The sequence below is a fragment of the Bacillus sp. AFS023182 genome (assembly GCF_002560575.1).
Classification (GTDB): Bacteria; Bacillota; Bacilli; order Bacillales; family Bacillaceae_G; genus Bacillus_A; species Bacillus_A arachidis.
Genome location: NZ_NTRO01000004.1, coordinates 253,945 through 275,916 on the forward strand (window position 1 = coordinate 253,945; position 21,972 = coordinate 275,916).

At 35.3% G+C, this 21,972-nt stretch carries 24 protein-coding genes; 16 read left to right on the forward strand and 8 right to left on the reverse strand.

Going from position 1 to position 21,972, the window contains the following annotated elements:
- Positions 1 to 165: 165 nt before the first annotated feature.
- Complete coding sequence (locus tag CN288_RS03115) at positions 166 to 1,032, reverse strand: DUF1002 domain-containing protein (RefSeq protein ID WP_026590101.1); 867 nt, start codon at positions 1,030 to 1,032, stop codon at positions 166 to 168.
- Between the two features lie 188 nt (positions 1,033 to 1,220).
- On the opposite strand from CN288_RS03115, the gene CN288_RS03120 reads away from it, so the two are divergent.
- Both CN288_RS03120 and CN288_RS03125 read left to right on the forward strand, forming a co-directional pair.
- The gene (locus CN288_RS03120) at positions 1,221 to 1,658 is read left to right on the forward strand and encodes a peptidylprolyl isomerase (protein WP_026590102.1); all 438 of its coding nucleotides are present in this window, start codon (positions 1,221 to 1,223) and stop codon (positions 1,656 to 1,658) included.
- Between the two features lie 570 nt (positions 1,659 to 2,228).
- Complete coding sequence (locus CN288_RS03125) at positions 2,229 to 2,594, forward strand: GNAT family N-acetyltransferase (protein ID WP_026590103.1); 366 nt, start codon at positions 2,229 to 2,231, stop codon at positions 2,592 to 2,594.
- Positions 2,595 to 2,614: 20 nt separating this feature from the next.
- On the opposite strand, the gene CN288_RS03130 is transcribed toward CN288_RS03125, so the two are convergent.
- Positions 2,615 to 3,133 carry a DUF309 domain-containing protein gene (locus CN288_RS03130; protein WP_026590104.1) on the reverse strand — a complete coding sequence of 173 codons (519 nt, stop codon included), beginning with the start codon at positions 3,131 to 3,133 and terminating at the stop codon, positions 2,615 to 2,617.
- 117 nt (positions 3,134 to 3,250) lie between these two features.
- The gene (locus tag CN288_RS03135) at positions 3,251 to 3,346 is read right to left on the reverse strand and encodes a YjcZ family sporulation protein (RefSeq protein WP_017151030.1); all 96 of its coding nucleotides are present in this window, start codon (positions 3,344 to 3,346) and stop codon (positions 3,251 to 3,253) included.
- A gap of 168 nt (positions 3,347 to 3,514) precedes the next feature.
- On the opposite strand from CN288_RS03135, the gene CN288_RS03140 reads away from it, so the two are divergent.
- The 6 genes from CN288_RS03140 to phnF all read left to right on the forward strand — a co-directional run bounded on the left by CN288_RS03140 (position 3,515) and on the right by phnF (position 8,869).
- Entirely contained in the window at positions 3,515 to 4,252 is a 738-nt protein-coding gene (locus CN288_RS03140; RefSeq protein ID WP_026590105.1) for a segregation/condensation protein A, read from the forward strand.
- A 211-nt stretch (positions 4,253 to 4,463) separates the two neighbouring features.
- Complete coding sequence (gene scpB / locus CN288_RS03145) at positions 4,464 to 5,039, forward strand: SMC-Scp complex subunit ScpB (RefSeq protein WP_026590106.1); 576 nt, start codon at positions 4,464 to 4,466, stop codon at positions 5,037 to 5,039.
- 73 nt (positions 5,040 to 5,112) lie between these two features.
- Positions 5,113 to 6,015: a ComEC/Rec2 family competence protein gene (locus CN288_RS03150; protein ID WP_098301796.1), complete on the forward strand. Its 903-nt coding sequence runs from the start codon at positions 5,113 to 5,115 to the stop codon at positions 6,013 to 6,015.
- Between the two features lie 256 nt (positions 6,016 to 6,271).
- Positions 6,272 to 7,414, forward strand: a complete 1,143-nt coding sequence (gene nagA / locus CN288_RS03155) for an N-acetylglucosamine-6-phosphate deacetylase (RefSeq protein WP_026590108.1) — start codon at positions 6,272 to 6,274, stop codon at positions 7,412 to 7,414.
- Positions 7,415 to 7,419: 5 nt separating this feature from the next.
- Positions 7,420 to 8,208 (forward strand): glucosamine-6-phosphate deaminase, encoded by a 789-nt coding sequence (nagB, locus tag CN288_RS03160; RefSeq protein WP_026590109.1) that lies wholly within the window; start codon positions 7,420 to 7,422, stop codon positions 8,206 to 8,208.
- Positions 8,138 to 8,869, forward strand: a complete 732-nt coding sequence (gene phnF, locus CN288_RS03165; RefSeq protein WP_081810942.1) for a phosphonate metabolism transcriptional regulator PhnF — start codon at positions 8,138 to 8,140, stop codon at positions 8,867 to 8,869. The genes nagB and phnF overlap by 71 nt, the downstream gene beginning before the upstream one ends.
- Positions 8,870 to 8,947: 78 nt before the next feature.
- On the opposite strand, the gene CN288_RS03170 is transcribed toward phnF, so the two are convergent.
- Positions 8,948 to 9,766, reverse strand: coding sequence for an HAD family hydrolase (locus CN288_RS03170; RefSeq protein WP_098301797.1), 819 nt, complete (start codon positions 9,764 to 9,766; stop codon positions 8,948 to 8,950).
- A gap of 165 nt (positions 9,767 to 9,931) precedes the next feature.
- Between CN288_RS03170 and glcT the strand changes: the two genes are divergently transcribed.
- The 4 genes from glcT (at position 9,932) to ptsP (ending at position 15,293) form a co-directional block, all read left to right on the forward strand.
- Positions 9,932 to 10,780, forward strand: a complete 849-nt coding sequence (gene glcT, locus CN288_RS03175; protein WP_026590112.1) for a glucose PTS transporter transcription antiterminator GlcT — start codon at positions 9,932 to 9,934, stop codon at positions 10,778 to 10,780.
- A 339-nt stretch (positions 10,781 to 11,119) separates the two neighbouring features.
- Positions 11,120 to 13,183: a PTS glucose transporter subunit IIABC gene (ptsG, locus tag CN288_RS03180; RefSeq protein WP_098301798.1), complete on the forward strand. Its 2,064-nt coding sequence runs from the start codon at positions 11,120 to 11,122 to the stop codon at positions 13,181 to 13,183.
- 134 nt (positions 13,184 to 13,317) lie between these two features.
- Positions 13,318 to 13,581 carry a phosphocarrier protein HPr gene (ptsH, locus tag CN288_RS03185; RefSeq protein ID WP_000411078.1) on the forward strand — a complete coding sequence of 88 codons (264 nt, stop codon included), beginning with the start codon at positions 13,318 to 13,320 and terminating at the stop codon, positions 13,579 to 13,581.
- Positions 13,581 to 15,293 carry a phosphoenolpyruvate--protein phosphotransferase gene (gene ptsP, locus CN288_RS03190; RefSeq protein WP_090687353.1) on the forward strand — a complete coding sequence of 571 codons (1,713 nt, stop codon included), beginning with the start codon at positions 13,581 to 13,583 and terminating at the stop codon, positions 15,291 to 15,293. Before ptsH ends, ptsP begins: the two co-directional genes overlap by 1 nt.
- Before the next feature lie 93 nt (positions 15,294 to 15,386).
- Here the strand turns inward: ptsP and CN288_RS03195 are convergent, their stop codons facing one another.
- From CN288_RS03195 to CN288_RS03205, 3 genes are all read right to left on the reverse strand, one after another.
- Positions 15,387 to 15,752, reverse strand: a complete 366-nt coding sequence (locus tag CN288_RS03195) for a DUF3915 family protein (RefSeq protein WP_098301799.1) — start codon at positions 15,750 to 15,752, stop codon at positions 15,387 to 15,389.
- A 314-nt stretch (positions 15,753 to 16,066) separates the two neighbouring features.
- Positions 16,067 to 16,285, reverse strand: a complete 219-nt coding sequence (locus tag CN288_RS03200) for a hypothetical protein (RefSeq protein ID WP_090687351.1) — start codon at positions 16,283 to 16,285, stop codon at positions 16,067 to 16,069.
- Positions 16,286 to 16,507: 222 nt separating this feature from the next.
- Positions 16,508 to 17,125, reverse strand: coding sequence for a nitroreductase family protein (locus CN288_RS03205; RefSeq protein ID WP_026590117.1), 618 nt, complete (start codon positions 17,123 to 17,125; stop codon positions 16,508 to 16,510).
- A gap of 363 nt (positions 17,126 to 17,488) precedes the next feature.
- Here CN288_RS03205 and CN288_RS03210 point away from each other — a divergent pair, with 363 nt between their 5' ends.
- The 4 genes from CN288_RS03210 to CN288_RS03225 all read left to right on the forward strand — a co-directional run bounded on the left by CN288_RS03210 (position 17,489) and on the right by CN288_RS03225 (position 21,226).
- The gene (locus tag CN288_RS03210) at positions 17,489 to 18,781 is read left to right on the forward strand and encodes a sensor domain-containing diguanylate cyclase (RefSeq protein ID WP_026590118.1); all 1,293 of its coding nucleotides are present in this window, start codon (positions 17,489 to 17,491) and stop codon (positions 18,779 to 18,781) included.
- A 93-nt stretch (positions 18,782 to 18,874) separates the two neighbouring features.
- Complete coding sequence (locus CN288_RS03215) at positions 18,875 to 20,005, forward strand: serine hydrolase domain-containing protein (protein ID WP_026590119.1); 1,131 nt, start codon at positions 18,875 to 18,877, stop codon at positions 20,003 to 20,005.
- 4 nt (positions 20,006 to 20,009) lie between these two features.
- The gene (locus tag CN288_RS03220) at positions 20,010 to 20,894 is read left to right on the forward strand and encodes an NAD(P)-dependent oxidoreductase (RefSeq protein WP_026590120.1); all 885 of its coding nucleotides are present in this window, start codon (positions 20,010 to 20,012) and stop codon (positions 20,892 to 20,894) included.
- On the forward strand, positions 20,894 to 21,226 hold the full coding sequence (locus CN288_RS03225) for a DUF3909 family protein (RefSeq protein WP_026590121.1): 333 nt from the start codon (positions 20,894 to 20,896) through the stop codon (positions 21,224 to 21,226). The genes CN288_RS03220 and CN288_RS03225 overlap by 1 nt, the downstream gene beginning before the upstream one ends.
- Positions 21,227 to 21,352: 126 nt before the next feature.
- On the opposite strand, the gene CN288_RS03230 is transcribed toward CN288_RS03225, so the two are convergent.
- Positions 21,353 to 21,628, reverse strand: coding sequence for a hypothetical protein (locus CN288_RS03230; RefSeq protein WP_026590122.1), 276 nt, complete (start codon positions 21,626 to 21,628; stop codon positions 21,353 to 21,355).
- Between the last annotated feature and the right edge of the window lie 344 nt (positions 21,629 to 21,972).

A 21,972-nucleotide genomic window follows, 5' to 3' on the forward strand; every position in this document is an offset into this window, starting at 1 on the left:
CTGCATATAAGTCGCAGCTATGAAAACAAACAGAAATATCCACTCATTTTCTCTTTTTGTCTTCACAAGGCATGGGGCGATGATCTCTCACGTCTAAAAAAGAGGGTTTATGTCGTTTTTAAATTTGGATGTATAAAGAAAAAGCTCGTCACTGACGAGCTTTTATTACTTAAATAATGATTTAATAAAATCAATGATACTAGAGAAAAAATCTTTTATCTTATCTAGGAAACTTTGTCCTTCTTCAGACCCTAAGAAGGCTGAAACATGTTCTTTCGCTTTATTTAATTGGCTACCAACTTGGTTCCAGTCAATATTTAAATTTTTCATTTTATCAAATAATGAAACTAAGTTATCTAATTGCTCATCTGTTAGTGTAATACCGAGTTGATCAGCAATCTTTTTAATTAGCGCACGTAAATCCTCTGTGGTCTTCGGCTGTTCTTTGGCGATTTCTTCTTTTACTTTTGCAACAAGTTGAACAGCTTTCTCGTCACCGATTTTATCACCAAGCTTAGCTGTTTGTACCATTTCTTCATTAGCGACTTTTTTTACTTCTTCAGGAATTTCTTTGTTTGCTGTAGTTTCGTAAGCTTTCATTAAGCCCGTTAAAGCAGCTGTTCCTGATACTTTAAATGGTGCTGTAATCTGGATTTCTGCATCTTTGACACCTGCTGTGATAAGTGCATTTGTGTACATTGCATCTGTTACCCAATTAATATTTTTTGCTCGTACAATAAGACCAGATCCTGGTTTTGTATACGTAATCATAGAAGAGGAAATCGCTCTTGTACCAATTTGTGATTTTGGAACGATGCCTTCTAAAAATTTATGTTCTTCCGCATTAGATACAGTAATAACTTGCGCATCTTTTGGCGCTTTCATTTCTTTTAAAAGCTCCTGTTTTTGTTGTTCAGATAAATTTTCTCCTAATGTAACGATTGATTCTCCCTCAATCACGTCTGCAAATGAAGCTGACGGAATCATAAATACCGTAACAGCTAATAGCAGGGCTAATAGTTTCGTTTTCACGAAAAATCGCTCCCTTTCTTTTTCTTGAAATTTGCGGGCAACAAAGTAATTATAGTATATTTTAAAAATTTGTCATCCGTCTTCGTACTGATTTTAAAAAAGAAGTATGCAGATTGTCGGATTCTTTTTGTTTCTGAGCACGAATATGGTAATATAGTGCTGAGATAGTCGAAAGGAGACATATAAGCATGAAAACTTTAGGATACATATTAATGGAAAACGGAGAAAAAATCGAATTGGAATTTTTCTCGGAGGAAGCACCAAAAACAGTTGAAAACTTTAAAAAATTAGCAAATCAAGGTTTCTATAATGGGGTTACGTTCCATCGTGTTATTCCTGGTTTCGTAAGCCAAGGTGGAGATCCAACGGGAACAGGAGCAGGTGGCCCTGGTTACTCTATTCCATGTGAAACTGATGAAAATCCTCATAGACATGTAGTTGGTTCACTTTCTATGGCGCATGCTGGCCGTAATACAGGTGGTAGCCAGTTCTTTATCGTTCATGAGCCACAACCACATTTAGACGGTGTACATACTGTGTTTGGTAAAGCAACAAGTGGGATTGAAACAGTATTAAACATGCGTCAAGGCGATGTAATGAAAGAAGTTAAAGTTTGGGAAGAGTAAGCTGAAGAGAGCACTGTGCTCTCTTTTTATTTTTTTCGCTGTTAAAGAATCATCATTCAAAATTTCACATGACATGTAAAGAAGACTAGAAATATTTGGATATAAAAGTTTGCTTTGTTCAATGTTTGTAGTGGCAGTTGGAGAGAAAACTTAAATAAGAAAAGTTTTAATCTATAAACAGGAATTTGTAAGTAATGTGCAGTAAATGATAAGAGAGTAAATAGTAAAGTTTTTATAGCTAACTAAACTTATTTGCAATAAAACTATTTTTATAAAAATACATAGAATAAAGTGAAGATGTATTTTGCTATTCGAAATCAGTAAGCTTTGTAGTTCAATCAGTTCTGAGAGAAGCTGAGTTTATTTTAGGAAAGTGAGTATTCATTTATTTTATTAGTGAAAATAAATGAATACTATACATTTGACTTTCCTAAATTCTCTTTGTATGATTATCAGGTTGTTTTGGCAGCCCTTCTCACTACAGTGAAAATATTGTAAAATGGATATGATGTAAAAATAGTAGTAGAGGGGATACATGGTTTGTAACTTTTGTAAGAAGGGATAAGGTTTATGTTAATTCGTTTTAAAAAAAGTTATGAAAAGATTGCAATGGGGCTTCTTTCTTTTATGCCAACTGAAAAAGATGTGAAAACTTTACAGGTGACAATGAAGGAATATGATAAAAATGATCATTGGCAACTGTATTTGTGGAAACAAAATGATGATTTTGTTGGGATAATTGGAGTTATTAAAGAAGAAGATGTATTAAAGATTCAACATATTAGTGTAAATCCGTCTCATCGTCACATGGGGATTGGAACGAAGATGGTACAAGAGTTAAAAAATAAGTTTCAAGATGCTATGATTTGTGGTAATGAACAAACTGCGAGTTTTTGCGAAAAGTGTCAGGAAGTTGAACAGAATATACATTCATAAAAGCAGAGATAGGAACCATGTCATCTCTGCTTTCTTTTTTTTAGCTGTTCGTTTCGTTCGGCAATTACAGCATTTCTGTCACGTAATTTATGCTTATGGATAATGTATTCAGTAGGTAGCGACTGAGCATCTTTCCAAGGAATCATTTTTTCTGTACATAATTGCCGGCATGTGTTTTCTAAAGAAGAATCTGAAAAAGGTAAAAATATAGGTGTGAAAGGTTCTTTCGCTTGAATAGACAGTAATTGTTTTTGTAATATAGTTAAAAGTTTGGAGTGATTCAGACCTAATTTGTGCACTTGTTTACTTTCTTTATTTAAAATAGTAATGGCGCTTTTCATCATTCGTAGTGAACCATTCCAATTTGAGCGTCTGTGATGATATAAAGAAACTGCTATTTGAATAAAACCAACCCAATAGTTGTCCCGCTCTTCTCTAGGTTTTAATTTCCAATGATCCTCTAATACTTCATGACATTCAAAATAATCGTAATCTCCATGAAAATGAATTAAAAACTGTATGTATGCTGTAGGATACATTCTTTTCACTCCTGTCTAAATAGTCTTATGTACAGTGTATCATGAAGTGAAATTCCGAAAAAAGCGTGATAAATAATAAACGACTAGAGAACCTCTAGTCGTTTATTATATTCTGCATTAGCAGAAACAAGCCGCGCCTACAATGATTAATAAGATAAAGAGCACAACAAGTAAAGCGAAACCGCCGTGAAAACCACAATCAACATGGCCCATAGTTTTTTACCTCCTACATTGAACTTACTACATTTTTATCATATGAAAGGGTGGGCATTGTTGCATGGGCAGGTGTCTATTTTTAACTAAATTTCTGAAAAAGGTTGGATAGAACATAAGTATGCTCTATACTTATGTTGTTATAGAAAAAATGTGGTGGGATGCTTTGTGCAATATAATTTTAAAGTAGAGGCTTTTGAAGGGCCTTTAGATCTATTGTTACATTTAATTCATCGTTATGAAATCGATATATATAATATTCCTGTAGCGGAAATTACAGAGCAGTATTTATCTTATATTCATACGATGAAAGACTTGCAATTGGATGTTGCAAGTGAGTATTTGGTGATGGCTGCAACGCTATTGCAAATTAAAAGTAAAATGCTGTTACCGAAACAAGAGGAAGATGTACCTGATAATGGTGAAGACTTTATAGATGATCCCCGTCAAGAGTTGATGGAGCGGTTAATTGAATATAAAAAATACAAGCAAGTTGCTACTGAATTAAAAGAGAGAGAACAAGAGAGAGCGCAACTTTTTACACGTCCACCAATTGATTTTACATCGTTTCAGTCAGAAGAGGAGACAAGTTTACCTCTCGATGTCACACTATATGATATGTTAGCGGCATTTCAAAAACTTTTGCGTCGTAAAAAATCCAAACGTCCAGTAACAACAAGAATTACTCGGCAAGAAATCCCGATTGAACAACGTATGAGTGATATTTTAAAGCAGTTAGAAATAGCGGAAGGACGTCAAAGCTTTTATGACTTATTTGTTGATGAAGAACGTGAAGTAATGGTTGTAACGTTTTTAGCTGTACTAGAACTCATGAAAAATCAACAAATTATTATTGAGCAAGAACACAATTTTGATGAAATCTTTTTGACTCGTTCTAAAGCCTAGTAGAACTTGCATCTTAAGATTGTGAGGAAAACTAGTAGTAAGTATTTGATGAGTGAAAGTAATGATCAGTGGAAATACGCCCACTGATCAAAGATTCCATGATCGTGTTTAGGAACAATAGAAGGAATGTTGGACCGGACGCAATATACTGTGATTCGGTTTTTACTATGGACATTTTTGCATGGAAAAGTATAAGAAAGGAGATTGTACGTTGGATAGAAAAGAAAAAATGGCAATTATTGAGGGGCTTTTATTTGTTGCGGGTGATGAAGGAATTTACCCGGAACAAATTGCAAAAGTACTTGAGGTTGAAGTGAAAGATGTAATTCAGATGATCGAGGAAATGCAAAGGGAATGTGAAGGGATGCAGAGAGGTTTGCAAATTGTACAATTTGCAAAAGTGTATCGCTTTGCTACAAAAAAAGAACATGCTCCTTATTATCAAAAATTGATGAATACCCCGACCGCCGCTTCTCTTTCTCAGGCCGCTCTTGAAACATTGGCGATTGTTGCTTATCGTCAGCCAATTACAAGAACGGAGATGGAAGAAATTCGTGGTGTGAAAACAGATCGAGCATTGCAAACATTGGTTTCGCACTTACTTATAAAAGAAACGGGTCGAGCGGAAGGACCTGGGCGTCCGATTTTATATGGTACTACGAAAGAGTTCTTAGATACGTTTGGACTTCAAACATTAGATGATTTACCAGCTCTTTCTGAAGAAGATGAACAAATGAATGAAGCCGACTTATTCTTTGGCTCCTTGCAGGAACTGTCAAAATCGTAGCTTAGCACATTGCTAAGCTTTTTTGTATATGAAATACGCCTCGTGTCATACTAAATGAAAAAGGAGACGGATTATGAAAAGAGTACGGATTATTCTATTGCTAGTTTCTGTTTTATTATGTTTTGCATTAAACAGCACATCTGCCAAAAGATATATGACGTCTGTTCATACTGCGTCTTCTTTTTCCATACAACGTCCACATTTAGGAAAAATGAAGATGAGCTTTTTTAAGGTAGGACAAGGTGATGCTATACTTATTATCTTACCTAATGGTCAAACTGTGTTAATCGATGGAGGACCTTATGAGGCTGGAGAGATAATTATTCAAAAATTAGTTGAAAAGGGAATCAATCATTTAGATGTTGTGGTAGGGACTCATCCAGATATGGATCATATAGGTGGGCTTATCCCGATTATAGAACAAATGCCAGTGTCACTTGTATTAGATAGCGGCAAAACCTATAGTTCTTTTACATATCATACGTATAGGAACAATATTAAAAAGAGGGGTATTCCGTTTGTTCGTGTAAAACAAGGCCAGCATATTCCGTTAGATCCCCAAGTTGCAATTCAAGTGTTAAATAACGGAGAATCAAAGGATGAAAATAATGAATCATCGATCGTTTTAAAGGTTCGATATGGCAAAGCTGATTTTTTATTAATGGGAGATGCGGATATACAAACTGAAAAAAAAATAATGAAGCGATATGATATACATGCAGATGTTTTAAAAGTTGGTCACCATGGCTCATATACGTCAACCAGTGAACAATTTCTAAAGAAGGTAAATCCTCAATTTGCTATTCTTTCTTATGATAAAAAAAATCCATATGGGCATCCACACCAAAGTGTAGTAAAAAGATTAAAGAGATATGGTGTGATGACGTATGTAACCGATAAACGAACAGTAGATATTGAAACGGATGGAGAACATATTGTAATGTGGTCCAACCCTCCACTTCCATTATTAAAGTAACTCGATACCACTTAGGATTACATTTGGAATCAAATAAGAAATCGATACCAAATTTCAAAAAAGGTTCATTGTCTTCTTTTGGAAAAAGTGAATAGTATATATTATAATTAGATAAGAAAAGTAAATTTCCTTTTTTAATCATAAAAGAGGAAATTTGTTTTTAATGTATAGACAACTACTCGTGTATATATTAAGATGGAATTAGGCAAATAGGTAATAATACAAGTAGGTATTTCATGGGAAAGGATCGATGAAAATGAAAACGCAAGTTGTCATCAATGCCAAAATTTATACAGGTCACGAAGTAATGGAAAGTGGATTTATTCGTTACGCAGAAAAAATTGAAGAAATTGGTTTGATGACTCAATATGTATCACAAAAAAATGAAACTGTATTTGATGCAGAAGGAAAAATTGTGATTCCAGGTATGATCGATGTTCATATTCATGGTGGATACGATATTGATGCGATGGATGCGAATAGCGATGGATTGGTAACCCTTGGTAAAGAAATGTTAAAAGAAGGGGTTACAACTTATTTCCCAACAACAATGACGCAAGCTCCAGAAGCAATTGAAGCGGCATTAATAGCTGCAAAAGAAGCGAAAGAAAAAGGAGCGCATTTTGAATATATGCATTTAGAAGGACCATATGTTTCAAAAAAACGTGCAGGAGCACAGCCACTTGAGCATATCGTTCCTGCGAATATTGAACAATTTAAACAATGGCAAGAGGCAAGCGGTAATTTAATTAAATTAGTAACGTATGCGCCAGAAGAAGAGGGTGCGATAGAGTTTGAACAGTATCTTGCTGAAACTGGTGTTGTTGGTACAATGGGACATACAGATGCAATTGATGCACAATTAAAAAATAGAAACATTACACATGCTACACACTTATACAATCAAATGCGTGGTTTACATCACCGTGAACCAGGAGTTGTTGGTCATGTATTATTAAATCCAGATGTAATGGTTGAAGTTATTACAGATGGTATTCATATTCATCCAGATATGGTGAAGTTAGCATATAAATTAAAGGGCCCTAAAAAAGTAAGTGTCATTACTGACGCAATGCGTGCAAAAGGTTTAGAAGATGGATTATATGAACTTGGTGGACAGCCGGTACATGTAAAAGATGGTAGCGCAAGGTTAGAAGATGGAACGTTAGCTGGTAGTATCTTGAAAATGGATCAAGCATTCCGAAATGTAATTGAATTCACAGGATGTTCTGTTGAAGATGCTGTTCTTATGACATCAGTTAACCAAGCTGAAGAGTTTGAATTAACGAATAAAGGTGTATTAGCAGTAGGCAAAGATGCTGACTTTGTTGTCATGACCCAAGATTTACATGTATATGATACAGTTCGATTAGGAATCCATATGAAAGAAGGGAAGTAAGTAGGATGAATATTCTTGTTGTAAAAACTTCGGAAGAATTAGCAGAAGCAGGTTATAAGTTAATTGAGGAAGTTATAAAATCAAAAGAAAACCCAACATTAGGAATGGCTACTGGAAGCTCTCCACTTGGTATTTATGCAGAAATGCGAAAAAATAAACTTGATACAAGCCGTGTAACCACTGTAAACTTAGATGAGTACGTAAATTTACCACATGAAGATAAAAACAGCTATCATTACTTTATGAAAGAACAGTTGTTTGATCATCTTCCTTTTAAAGAAACTTATGTACCAAATGGGATGGCAAGTGATTTAGAAGAAGAGTGTAAGCGTTATGAAAGTATTCTAACAGCTAACCCAGTTGACTTACAGATTCTTGGAATCGGTGAAAACGGTCACATCGGATTTAACGAGCCAGGGACAGCGTTTAATTCTTCAACTAACATTGTAGAATTAACAGAGTCTACACGCCAAGCAAATCTTCGCTTCTTTGAAAAAGAAGAAGATGTGCCAACCCATGCGATTACAATGGGTATTGGAAGCATTATGAAAGCGAAACAAATTCTCCTTGTTGCTATGGGACCGAAAAAAGCAGAAGCAATTAAGGAATTATTGCAAGGTAAGTATAGCGAAGCGTGTCCTGCTACAGTATTGCAACGTCATCCGAGTGTAACTGTAATTGCCGATCCAGAAGCTCTATCTTTATGCAGTGAGGCGATTGCTGATGAACATCGACAAGTATTCACCATTTCCGATCTATTATCAGATTCAAGAGTGGGTGAAACAGCTAATTGAGGGCGGTGAATGGAAGCCGGGAGATAAAATTCCATCTGAGAATGAACTTTGTGATAAGTTCGAAGTAAGTCGCATGACAATCAGACAGGCAATTAATAACTTAGTGGAGCAAGGGTATTTATATCGAAAACGCGGAATTGGAACGTTTGTTCAACTTCCGAAAGTGGAGCAGAAGCTGCAAGGGATGACCGGATTTACAGAGGATATGCTTTCTCGCGGTATGCAACCAAGCAGCCAATTATTAAGCTTCCGCGTAGTTCCAGCTACTGCTAAAATAGCAGAGCGGCTTAGGATACAAGAGGGAGAATCGGTGTATGAAGTAAGGCGTATCCGCTTAGCTGATGACGAACCGATTGCTTTTGAGACGACATACTTGTCACCAACTCTTGTAAAAGATATTAACGAAGAAATTCTGCAACAATCCTTATACGAACATTTAGAGAAAAAATTAGGCTTTAAACTTGTTCGTGCTACCCAAGCAATTGAAGCTTCAATTGCAACGGATAATGAAGCGGAGCATCTGCATATTCCAAAGAAAGCACCTGTACTTGTAATGAGACAATGGTCATATGCAGAAAGCGAATTACCGCTAGAATACGTGAAATGTATTTATCGTGGTGATCGTTATAAGTTTATTACGAGTATTTCACGAAACAAGTGATATATTTTATTTTGTGAAATGTATTAAACTTTCGATTCATCCATTGGATATGTAGAGAAATAAAAATACGACTCATCCTTATACGGAGTGAGTCGTATTTTTATTTCGTTTGGAGTTGTAAGTTATCGCGTGTTCTACAGCGTCTTTTACAGAGTCTACGATATATTGTGCGTGCTTCTTCACTTCATCATCAGCCTGTGACATGGCAAAGCTATGGGGTGTTAAATTAAACATCGGAATATCATTGTAAGAATCACCGATGCAAGCAACTTCTTCAGGTTTTATTTGGAATTCTTGTAATAAAACGGAGATGGCGGACCCTTTGCTAACATTTGGAGGCATGACATCTAAGCATTGTTCAGCGGAGATAAAGGTACTGACTTTACCGCTAAATTTCTCATCGATTTTTTTCTGAAGTACTTGTAAATCTTCTTTCATGCCCCCGACAGAAATTTTATTAGGAAAAATTGTATCATCAATTTTTTGTAATAAATTTGGTTCTTCAACAGAAGTCATTGTAACTTGTTTCTCAAGTTCATGAATAAAGGGTGTTTTTTCCTCAATGTAATAATTATATTCGTCACTTACATAACGAAAATAAGGCTCTTCTTTTGTCATTGCTAACAAATCTGGTAAAATGCCAGAATCAAATGTCGCAGACAATAATTGTTTATTCTCATGGGTATATACGAATACACCATTTACGCTAATGCGGTGAAAGTTAGTACCAACCTCTTTCATCAAATCAGCAATTTCATTATCAAGCCTACCGGAGGCAAAACAAAGAATCACATTTTGCTCTGCGAGACTATGAAGTGCAGCAATATCTTCTTGATCAATGAAACCTCCATGTTGCATCATTGTACCATCAATATCGCTTATAAACATTTTAATCATGTTACTTTCTCCTTTCTATGTATATTTGCTCTTACATTATACGTATATAGTGCAATCATGTCTAAAATATGACTTTTTCTAAATTGGTAGATGTTTTGCATTGACGAAAAAGAAGGATGTTCTGTAACATAAAAGCAGGTTATTTAAGTACGAGGGTGGTGTTATATGAATAATTATCTAGAAATTAAAAAAGTTTTAAATAATAATGTCATCATTGCGAGCCATCAGGAGCATGAGGAAGTAGTAGTGATTGGCAAGGGGATTGGATTTGGGAAGAAAGCGAAAGATGTATTAAAAGCGGAGCAAATTGAAAAAATGTTTGTTTTAAAAAATGAACGTGACCGTGAACAATATAAGCTTTTAGTGCCACATGTGAGCGAAAAATTAATTGAACTGATGAACGATATTATGATATATATTCAAGAAAAGGCGCAGTCACCATTAAACGAGCATATTCATATTGCCTTAACAGATCATATTTCTTTTGCAATTAAACGACTGAAACAAGGCTTTACAATAGATAATCCTTTTTTAGTTGAAACAAAAATGCTGTACCCAGAAGAGTACAAAATTGCTGAAGGAGTTGTACAACTTTTAAATTCCCGTTTGCAAATTACATTGCCAGAAGGGGAAATTGGCTTTATTGCACTTCATATTTATAGTTCACTCACAAATTCTGATCTATCTTCTGTTAATCAAAACTCCCGTCTTATTGCAAAGCTTGTTTCATTAATTGAAACAAATCTACATCTTACATTAGATCCAGAAAGTATTCATTATTTACGCCTTATTCGTCATTTGCAATATGCAATTGAACGGGTGAAAAAGGGAGAAAAGGTAGAAGAAGCGCAGGGATTTGCTGATTTATTAAAAGCAGAATATCCAATCTGTTATAACTTGGCTTGGAAGCTAGTTAAGGTAATGCAAAAAGAACTACAACTTCCTGTATATGAAGCGGAGAGCGTGTATTTAACGATGCACTTGCAACGATTAGTGAAAGCGGAGCATGTGTAAAAAGACATTATATTTTGTCTAAAATGAAAACGTTAAAAAAAATGATTGAATCGCTTACAATAGTTATGTATAATTACTAATACAAAGTTATACAAATTTCGACAAACACGTTAAGGTGAGTAACGAAAACGTTTGCCTTAATTATAGTGAACTTATACGTAAACCTATTTTTGACACGTGTTACTGATTCGATCAGGCATGAGTGGAGAAAAGTTGGGAATGTAAGCTAAAGAAAGGGACATACTACCCTTTGTAAAGCTATCGTTCTATCTTTTTTTCCTCATGCCTTTTTGGCGTTTGTCGAAAAGTATCAATATAGATAAGAGAGGAAGGGTTTCCATGTTTAAGAAGATCTTTGGTGTTCTTCAAAAAGTCGGAAAAGCGCTTATGCTTCCAGTAGCGATTTTGCCGGCGGCAGGTATTTTACTTGGATTTGGTAATGCATTTCAAAATCCACAATTAACAAATCTTATTCCTGCTTTAAAAGCGGATTGGTTCGTAATGGTTGCAAAAATTATGGAACAATCTGGTGACATTATTTTCGCTAACCTTGCTTTATTATTCGCAGTTGGGGTAGCAATTGGTTTAGCAGGTGGGGACGGGGTAGCTGGTTTAGCAGCGTTCGTCGGCTACTTAATTATGAACAAAACGATGAGTGTGTTCTTAGAAGTAGACAAGCTAGTGAAAGTAACAAGTACTGGGGCTGACCCAGTTAAAATCGGTTTTGCAGATCCTGCGTATGCAAATGTATTAGGGATTCCAACGCTGCAAACAGGAGTATTTGGTGGTATTATCGTCGGGATAGTAGCGGCATATTGTTATAATAAATACTTCGACATTGAATTACCATCATATTTAGGTTTCTTTGCAGGGAAGCGTTTCGTACCGATCGCGACTGCAACATTTTCTTTAGTAGTAGGTATTATCATGTGCTTCGTTTGGCCATACATTCAAGGCGGCTTAAATGCGTTCTCCCATCAAATGATTGATGCAAATAGAACGATCGCAGCATTTATCTTTGGTTTAATTGAACGTTCATTAATTCCATTCGGATTACATCATATTTTCTATTCACCGTTTTGGTTCGAATTCGGTCAGTATACAAATGCGGCTGGCGAATTAATCCGTGGTGACCAAAAAATCTTTATGGCGCAGTTAAAAGACGGCGTAGAATTAACAGCTGGTACATTTACAACTGGTAAGTATCCGTTCATGATGTTCGGTCTTCCAGCAGCAGCTTTAGCAATGTATCATGAAGCCCGTCCAGAAAATAAAAAATTGGCAGCTGGTATTTTAGGATCTGCTGCATTAACATCTTTCCTAACAGGTATTACAGAACCACTTGAATTTTCATTCTTATTCGTAGCACCAGTATTATTCGGAATACATGCTGTATTTGCTGGTTTATCATTTATGACAATGCACATTTTAGGTGTTAAAATTGGGATGACATTCTCTGGTGGCTTAATTGACTTTATGCTATTTGGTGTCTTACCAGGTCGTACAGCATGGTGGTGGGTAATTGTTGTTGGTCTTGTACTTGCAGTAATTTACTACTTCGGATTCCGCTTTGCAATCCGCAAATGGGATTTAAAAACACCTGGTCGCGAAGTAACAACAGATACTGATGGTGCAGGAAAAGCAGAAGCAGGCGAACTGCCACGCGAAGTTTTAGCAGCGCTAGGTGGTAAAGAGAATATTGCTTCTTTAGATGCTTGTATTACACGTTTACGTGTTCAAGTTAACGAACAAAAAAATGTAAACAAAGATCGTTTGAAAGAACTTGGGGCAGCGGGAGTGCTTGAAGTAGGAAATAACATTCAAGCTATTTTCGGACCAAAATCTGACACGTTAAAGTCACAAATTCATGATATTATGTCAGGTCGCACGCCTCATATTGAAAAAGAAGAACCTGTAAAAGTAGAAGAAACTGTACAAAAAGCTGATACAAATGAAACAATTGTATCTCCAATTGAAGGAAAGCTTTTACCGATTACAGAAGTACCTGACCAAGTATTTTCAGGAAAAATGATGGGAGATGGATTTGCAATTGAGCCAACAGAAGGAACGGTAGTTTCCCCAGTTGACGGCGAGATTGTTAATGTATTCCCAACTAAACATGCAATTGGTATTCAATCTGAGGGTGGAAAAGAAATTTTAATTCACTTCGGTATTGATACTGTAAAATTAAATGGTGAAGGTTTTGAATCACTTGTAGCACAAGGTGATAAAGTGAAACAAGGACAACCGTTATTAAAAGTAGATATAGCATTTGTAAAAGAAAATGCACCATCTATTATTACACCAATTATTTTTACAAATTTACAGCAAGGACAACAAGTTGAATTGAAAAAAGAGGGGAATGTCAAGAAAGGCGAAGCCAATATTATTGACATTCAGTAAGAAATTGACGCAAAATGTTTATAATTATAATGGGCGATGTGGTTGACCGAACATCGCCCATTATATACAATAGACGGTGTAGTACTCACGTCTATACAACTAAAAAATACTGTATTTAAAGGAGATAGATTATTATGGAAAAAATCTTTAAAGTAACTAGTGACTCAGGAATTCATGCACGTCCAGCAACTCTACTTGTTAACACTGCAAGCAAATTCGGTGCTGACATTAACTTAGAATATAATGGTAAAAACGTTAACTTAAAATCAATCATGGGCGTTATGTCTTTAGGTATTCAACAAGGCGCAGAAATTAAAATCACTGCAAATGGTGATGATGCAGCTCAAGCACTAGCAGCTATCGAAGAAACTATGAAAAACGAAGGATTAGGAGAATAATGACTCTTAATATTCAAGGGATTGCTGCATCAAGTGGGATTGCTATTGCGAAGGCTTTCCGACTTGAAAATCCTGAATTTAACATTGAAAAGAAAACGATTACGAACGAAGCTGCAGAAATTGCACGCTTAGACGCTGCGCTTGAGAAAGCAAAATCAGAATTAGAAGCAATTAAAGACCATGCTTTTGCTGAGCTTGGTGCTGATAAAGCTGCTATCTTTGAAGCACATTTACTAGTACTAAATGATCCAGAACTAGTAAATCCAGTAAAAGATAAAGTAAATAGTGAAAAAATAAATGCTGAATTTGCAATGGACGAAGTTGCAACAATGTTCATTACTATGTTTGAAAACATGGATAACGAATATATGAAAGAGCGTGCAGCGGATATTCGCGACGTAACAAAACGTGTTCTTGCACATTTACTAGGCATTAACTTCTCAAATCCAAGTACAATTTCTGAAGAAGTAATCATCATTGCTGAGGATTTAACACCATCTGATACAGCACAGTTAAACCGCAAATATGCAAAAGGTTTCACAACTGATATCGGTGGACGTACATCTCACTCTGCAATTATGGCTCGTTCTATGGAAATTCCAGCTGTTGTTGGTACAAAAGTTGTTATGGAACAAATCCAAAACGGCGATATCGTAATCATCGATGGTTTAGATGGAGAAGTAATTGTAAACCCATCTGAAGAAACTCTTCGCACTTTCGAAGAAAAGAAAGCAAAATTTGAAGAACAAAAAGCTGAATGGGCGAAATTAAAAGATCAAGCGACTGTCACAAGCGACGGACATCATGTTGAGCTTGTTGCAAACATCGGAACACCAAACGATGTACAAGGTATTATTGACAATGGTGGAGAAGGTGTTGGTTTATATCGCACAGAATTCTTATACATGGGCCGTGACAATCTTCCGACAGAAGAAGAACAGTTCGAAGCGTATAAAGCAGTTCTTGAAGGTGTAAAAGAAGGTCAACCAGTTGTTGTTCGTACACTTGACATTGGTGGAGATAAAGAACTTCCATACTTACATTTACCAAAAGAAATGAATCCATTCTTAGGTTACCGTGCAATTCGCTTATGCCTTGAAGAACAAGACGTGTTCCGTACACAACTTCGCGCATTACTTCGTGCAAGCGTATATGGTAACTTAAAAATTATGTTCCCAATGATTGCAACGCTTGACGAATTCCGTCAAGCAAAAGCAATTCTATTAGAAGAGAAAGAAAGACTTGTTCAAGCTGGTACAACTGTTTCTGATGCTATTGAAGTAGGTATGATGGTAGAAATCCCCGCTTCTGCAGTATTAGCAGATCAGTTTGCAAAAGAAGTTGATTTCTTCTCTATCGGAACAAACGACTTAATCCAATACACAATGGCTGCTGACCGTATGAATGAACGTGTATCTTACCTATACCAACCGTATAATCCATCTATTTTACGTCTTGTAAAAATGGTTATCGATGCTGCTCATAAAGAAGGAAAATGGGCTGGTATGTGTGGTGAGATGGCAGGGGATTCACTTGCAATCCCACTATTACTTGGATTAGGATTAGATGAATTTAGCATGAGTGCAACATCTATTCTTCCTGCAAGAACACTACTAAGTAAGTTGTCAAAAGCAGAGATGGAAGAGTTAGCGCAAAAAGCATTAACAATGTCAACTGCTGAAGAAGTTGTTGCATTAGTTAAAAGTATCTAATAATAAAAAAAACCTGAGCCGATTGAAATCGGTCTCAGGTTTTTTTTATGCTAAATTTAGATTTGATTTTTATAACTCTGAGGCGAGAAAGAATTAAATAGCGATTGATATGATATCATTTGGGCAAACACGTAAAATACCTGTGAATTTAGTTGTGTTCATGTTATTCTTATCATCTTTATTATCTTTATCATCTCTAGTAGCTAAAGCGGAGAAAAGAGCAACGCCGTTACAGAACCCTTCAAAAATAACATTTCTGAAAGTAACGTCTCCTCTAATAGTTAAAAGAGAAATTTCTGTTCCGATTGCAACGTTTCTAAGGACATTACATACTGGTGTTCTTCTATGAAACTCTTCTTTTTCTCTTTCTCTTTCTCTTTCACGATCACGATCACGATCACGGCAATGATCATGATGACAATCTCTAAAGTCGTCACGACATCCAAAAGATCCAAACATAATTCTTCACCCCCTTCACACTTATAATGTATGTAAGTTCCATATGTGGTGACTGGACAGAGCGTTGGGCTATTTTCTTATTTTAAATGACTAGATGGGGAGTTGTTACTTAATGATGTTTGGATAAGGGTACATGGCAGAGGGAGATAGATCGCAACTTTTATTAGTTTTTTTTATTCAAGAATTGGGGTTTTATGGGGGAGTATCTCATATTTATCATCTTTGCATCAATAAGAACCTTTAGGTGAAGGCTAAGTATTCATGAATAATTGCATATATAGAAAAGGACACCTTCATTTATAACGAGGTATCCCTTACACTTTTTTACTTTTATATAAAACGATTGCATATACGGGAACAGCTAACAATAATGGCATGATAGATTGTGAGATATGTAGTCCCTCTTCTAGTTGTAGTGCTTTTTCTTTTGGAAATTGTAGCATTGTAATATTTGTGGCATCCCCAATAAAGTATAGAAGCAGTACAGTTACGGCATAGCTTAAAAATGCAATAAAGCTTCCATATGAATTCAATGAAAATCCCTCTCTTGTTATCTATTTGTTACTATTGTATCATAATTGTAACAAAAAAACACCCCTTATATTTCAAGACATAACAAGATTCGACAAAATACTGCAGTTTAAAAGATGGTCAGAGAAATGAACTGCTGTTTATATATGGGGAATATTACAAAGAAATGACATAAAAAAACGAAGGGGAGCTCCCTTCGTTTTTTTATGCTATTGTGGGACTGTTTACTTTGCCCATTCCACTACTTGTTCGACATGCATACGTGGTGCAGGATGCCCTTTTAATGTAGATTCACCAATTGTAATTAGCATGATTGGTACATAGCGAGAGGAAACATTAAATTCATCCATTAGTGCTTGTGAATTAAAACCACCGATTGCACAAGTATCCCAGCCAGTTGCCTTTGCTGCAAGCATAAGTTGCATTGCGGCTAAAGATGCATTAGAGAAGGCTGCATCTCGTGGATATTGTTCACGCTTATATGCAGATTCAATATTTTGTGTCAAACGTTCTTTTGCTTCTTCTTTCATAAACCCTTGCTCTACGATTGGACCATAAACAGAATCGATGTTTTTGTGTGCTTCTAGATCACCTAAAATAGCGACTACTGCAGAAGCATCAAGAATTTGTTGTTGATTATAAGCAATTGGGTGTAAACGGCTTTGTACATCTTCACCTTGGAAAACAAGAAATTTCCAATGTTGTAAGTTCCAAGCGGATGGTGCTTGGCCAGCTGCTTTCAAAATTTCTTGTAATTCCTCTTTTGAAATTTCCTTTTCAGGGTTGAATGCACGATTAGATGTTCGTTCATATAAAACAGTAAAGAAATCTTGCTGTGTCATAATATACCTCCAAAGTTTTATGTCGATCTGTAAAAAATTCCATATGTAAAAGTTTTTACTTACATTTTGTAAGTTGTCACTGTAAAAGAATATAATATCTTTATTTTAATTGTCAAGTTGTTGAGAATAGCATAAAAGGAGGGCATTCGTACAAACACTGTCACTCATGTAATCATACAATAAAAAGATGATTCGCAGATCAAGAAGAGATATGTAAAGTGAAGCTCCTGTCAGCGGGAGAGTTCCTCGTTCCTGCTGATGCTTAGCCCTCACTAATCGGGTTCTTTTGATAACAATCCCTTGTAGAAAAGGATAGTGAAGAATTCAGTAGAACAGGATATATGAAGTGAGTGAAGACCAGTGGTGAACATACTACATTTTTTATTAGAGAATACGGTTTTTCAAAATGTATTACAGGATCTCCATGTAAATGTACTTTATATAGAAGAAGGGTGTAATCACCAGTATACGATTGATGAGATACATCCAAAATGTATGTTTTTAGCAAGTAGTTTTGAAGAAGGAGAAAGATTATTAGAAAAAGTTCGACCGCAAATTGTGATCATATATGTGTCAAATGGTGCACAAGTAGAGTATATAAAACACATGTATAATCCAAGGAGTTCTTTTATTGTTATTTGGGATCATCCGGTGACGTCAAAATTTGTAGAGTTGCTTACAATAGGAGTGCGAAATATTGTGATAGCTCCTGTTACATCACAGGTTGTACTGGAAGAGGTAAACAAATGTCTCTATCAAATATCACTATTGCAGCAGGTGACTATTCAACAAGAGCTTCTTCAAATGATGTTTGATTTTCAAAATGATTTATTATTTATTGTAGAAGATGATGAGATCGTTGACTGTAATACGAACTTTTTGAGTTTTTTTGGATATGAAGATTTACTTTCATACCGTGAGAAACATATGGTATTTGCAGAACATTTTATCCAAGATCATGGATATTATGCAACAAAACATGATATAACTTGGCTCGATGATTCTTTAGAACAATCCAGAAAAATAAAAATGTATAATTATGAAGGCGAAGAATTTGTTTTTTTATTACGTGCGGTACCTGTGCCAGAAGATTTGTCTAGGTTTATTGTTAACTGTACAGATATTACGGAACTAGATGAATTATATCAAGAGCAAGAACAGCTTGTTGCAATTGATTCTTTAACAGAAATATACAATCGTTTGAAGTTTCAACAATTATTAGAAGAAAAATGGGATAATGAGAAACGAATGAATCACACAATGGCAATTATTCTTTTTGATATAGACGATTTAAAAAAAGTAAATGACACATATGGACATGATTTTGGTGATTTAGCATTAATTCAGTTAGCTGAACTTATGAAATCTAAAATAGCACCCCAGCATATTTTTGCAAGGTGGGGTGGTGAGAAATTTATTATATTAGTAATAAATACAACGGAAAAAGAGGCTTTTCAAGTTGCTGAATCATTACGATTTTTTATTGAAACAAAACAATTTTCTAGTATTTCAAAATTAACCGCGAGTTTTGGAGTTGCTTTATATGAGCAAGGAATTACAAAAGAAGAATTGATGCAACGAGCGGATATTGCATTATATGAAGCGAAAAAAAATGGAAAAAACCAAGTACGTTTATATAGAAAAGAAAAAATGTAACTTTTTCGCAACAAAGTGTTGCGATTTTTTTCTGTTGTCTGATAATAGAAAGAGGGGGACCATTTATAATAAAATAACTGCGGAGGTTTGTTAATGACAAAAAGATTAATTATTATGGTCTTGAGTTTCTGTATAGTATGCGGGAGTGTGTATTACTTTTTTTCTATACCAAAGAAGGAGGAAATAGCAACTCCTAAGGTAACGCCTTCTGTTGATTCTGCGTTACATGATAAATCGGAAGAAAAAGAGGGACGGCCAATTGATTATGCCAGTGTGGCACAAAAGTTAGATCAATATTTAAAAGATAAAAATTTCAATGGAACAGTTCTTGTCACGGATAAAGATCATGTTGTGTTGAATAAAGGATATGGGTACGCAGATGTTCAAAATAAAATTGAAAATACGCCACAAACAAAATATCGTATCGGTTCAATTACTAAGACTGTTGTGGCAACATCGATTTTACAGCTGCAAGAGCAGGGGAAGTTAAATATTCAGGATAATGTAAATAAATATATCCCTTCATTCCCGGCAGATAAAAATATTACATTATATCATCTTCTGACACATACTTCTGGTTTACCAGGGAAGGGAAAGGGGAAAGTGAATGCTGCATCCCATTTGAATTTAGTTACTTGGATTGGAAAGCAACAAGTAGCTTTTCCGCCAGGAACTGGTTGGGAATACACTGATTATAATTATATGGTGTTGGCTTACATTATAGAAAATATATCTAAAAAGCCTTTAGGAGAATACATAAAGGAGAATATTTTTGCACGAGCAGAAATGTATGAATCAGGCATGGGGAATATGGTGCCAGGAGATCAACATTTTACTAAAGGATATAAAAAGAAAGATAATGTACTTGTACCTGCACCAAAATTGGCAATGGATTGGTTATACGGCTGTGGTGAGATGTATACTACAGTTGGAGATATGAAGAAGTTGGATGAAGCAATTATAAATGGAAAACTTCTTTCACAACAAAGTATCCAAGCAATGTTTACACCTTCACCAGCACGAAAATATGCATTTAGTTTTTATATTTATCCTGATTATTTTCATAATCATGGTGTACTTTCTGGCTGGAATACATTTAATAATTTCAATAAGGATAAGAGAACATTTGTTATTTTATTCTCAAATGTACAAAATGGCGTGGATGATGATTTTAATAAGGAATTTCGAAAGATGGTCAGCGACTTAATAGAGCAAAGGGGATGAGTAGATGAAACAAGTAATTTCATCAATTGGTTTTATTGGCATAGGTGTTATGGGGAAAAGTATGGTGCATCATTTATTAAAAAGTGGTTATACAGTATATGTGTACAACCGTACGAAAGAAAAAGCAACTTCTTTATTAAAAGAAGGAGCAAATTGGTGTGATTCACCAAAAGAATTGGTAAAGAATGTAGATGTTGTTATGACGATGGTAGGATATCCGCATGATGTAGAGGAAGTCTATTTTGGAACAGAAGGAATTCTCGAACATGCAAATGAAGGAACAATTGCAATTGATTTTACAACATCTACACCTACGCTAGCGAAACGTATATATGAAGCTGGAAAAATAAAGAATGTATATACGCTAGATGCGCCGGTATCGGGAGGAGATATTGGAGCAAAAGAAGGTAGACTTGCCATTATGATTGGTGGAGATCAAGAAGTATATGAAGTTTGTTTACCTTTATTTGAGAAACTAGGGAAAAACATTCAACTACAGGGCCCGGCAGGAAGTGGGCAGCATACAAAAATGTGTAATCAAATTGCAATCGCTTCTAATATGATAGGAGTTTGTGAAGCGGTAGCATATGCAAAGAAAGCAGGTTTAGATCCAGATAAAGTATTACAAAGTATTTCAACTGGAGCAGCCGGTAGTTGGTCATTAAGTAATTTAGCTCCACGTATGTTAAAAGAGGATTTTGCACCAGGATTTTATGTGAAACATTTTATGAAGGATATGAAAATTGCATTAGATGAGGCTGAAAAATTAGAATTACCTGTACCGGGTTTAACTCTTGCGAAAGATTTATATGAACAACTAGTAGAATCGGGAGAGGAAGACAGTGGAACACAAGTATTATATAAAAAATATATAGGGGGAGGAATATGATGAATTTAGAAAAATTTGATGGAATGGTTGATGCTGTGCAACGTACAATTTGTATGCCGATTAATGATAAGCAACAAGCGGCATTTAAACAAAAGTATGATTTTGAGCCAACATTTGAATATGGGCGTGATGAAAATGGTCATTATGTTATTCGAACAGCAAAAAAGATGCTAGAAGAAATGGAATTTTATTTAGCTTTAAAGTATGACCGTGAAGGTATCGATTTATATATGCATGCTGAAATTGATGGGGTATGTTATGTATCTGTTAGCTACGGAGAAGATGCTCTTCATTTACAAGAACTGTTCCATTTTTTGGAATTAAATAAATAAAAAATAAAAAAGTCCTCACTTGAGGACTTTTTTATTTTTAACATATTTTTCGGGAAAATTGGAAGCTAATTTTGACAAAGGCAGGTTATATTAAAGTAGATGTATGGTGGGGATATAATAATGGAATTATAAGCTAGAAGCACGGCGAGAGCGTTCGATTGGAAATGGAATGATCTGAGCCATATGATTGCGACTAAATTGCTTTGTACGAGCGTGACGTAATATATATAATGCAAAGAGAATAGCGACAGGAATAGCACCGTACAAACCAAAAAGTAAAGCGCTTACAGAGGATGCTACAAAACCGAAGATACCAATCTCTAATTCCTCCATAATTGCTCCGAGAATAGCAGGAATAGCCCCACAAGTAACCCCAAGTATAAGTGCTATAATTAAATTCATGTTCTTCCCCCTCTTTTTGCAGTTTTTTCACTTCATTTTCTATTATTTGTATTATATCACAATTTAAACAGAATTTTCAGAAAAAATTCAAAAAATGTTCAAAAAATGTTCAAATTTTATTGAGAAACATACTTGATAAAGTGAAAAATAAAAAAACGAGGTAGACATCAGTCATCTTTAATGATGAATTTACATCCATCAGGAGATATTACAAAGCAAGAGAAAATAAAAAAGCAGGCTTATTTCATATTTGTGAAATAAGCCTGTTCCATAGGAGGATGTATATATGTAGAGTGAATAAAAGGATGGAAAAGGGGATCCAGTACCTTTTATTCAACTAACTA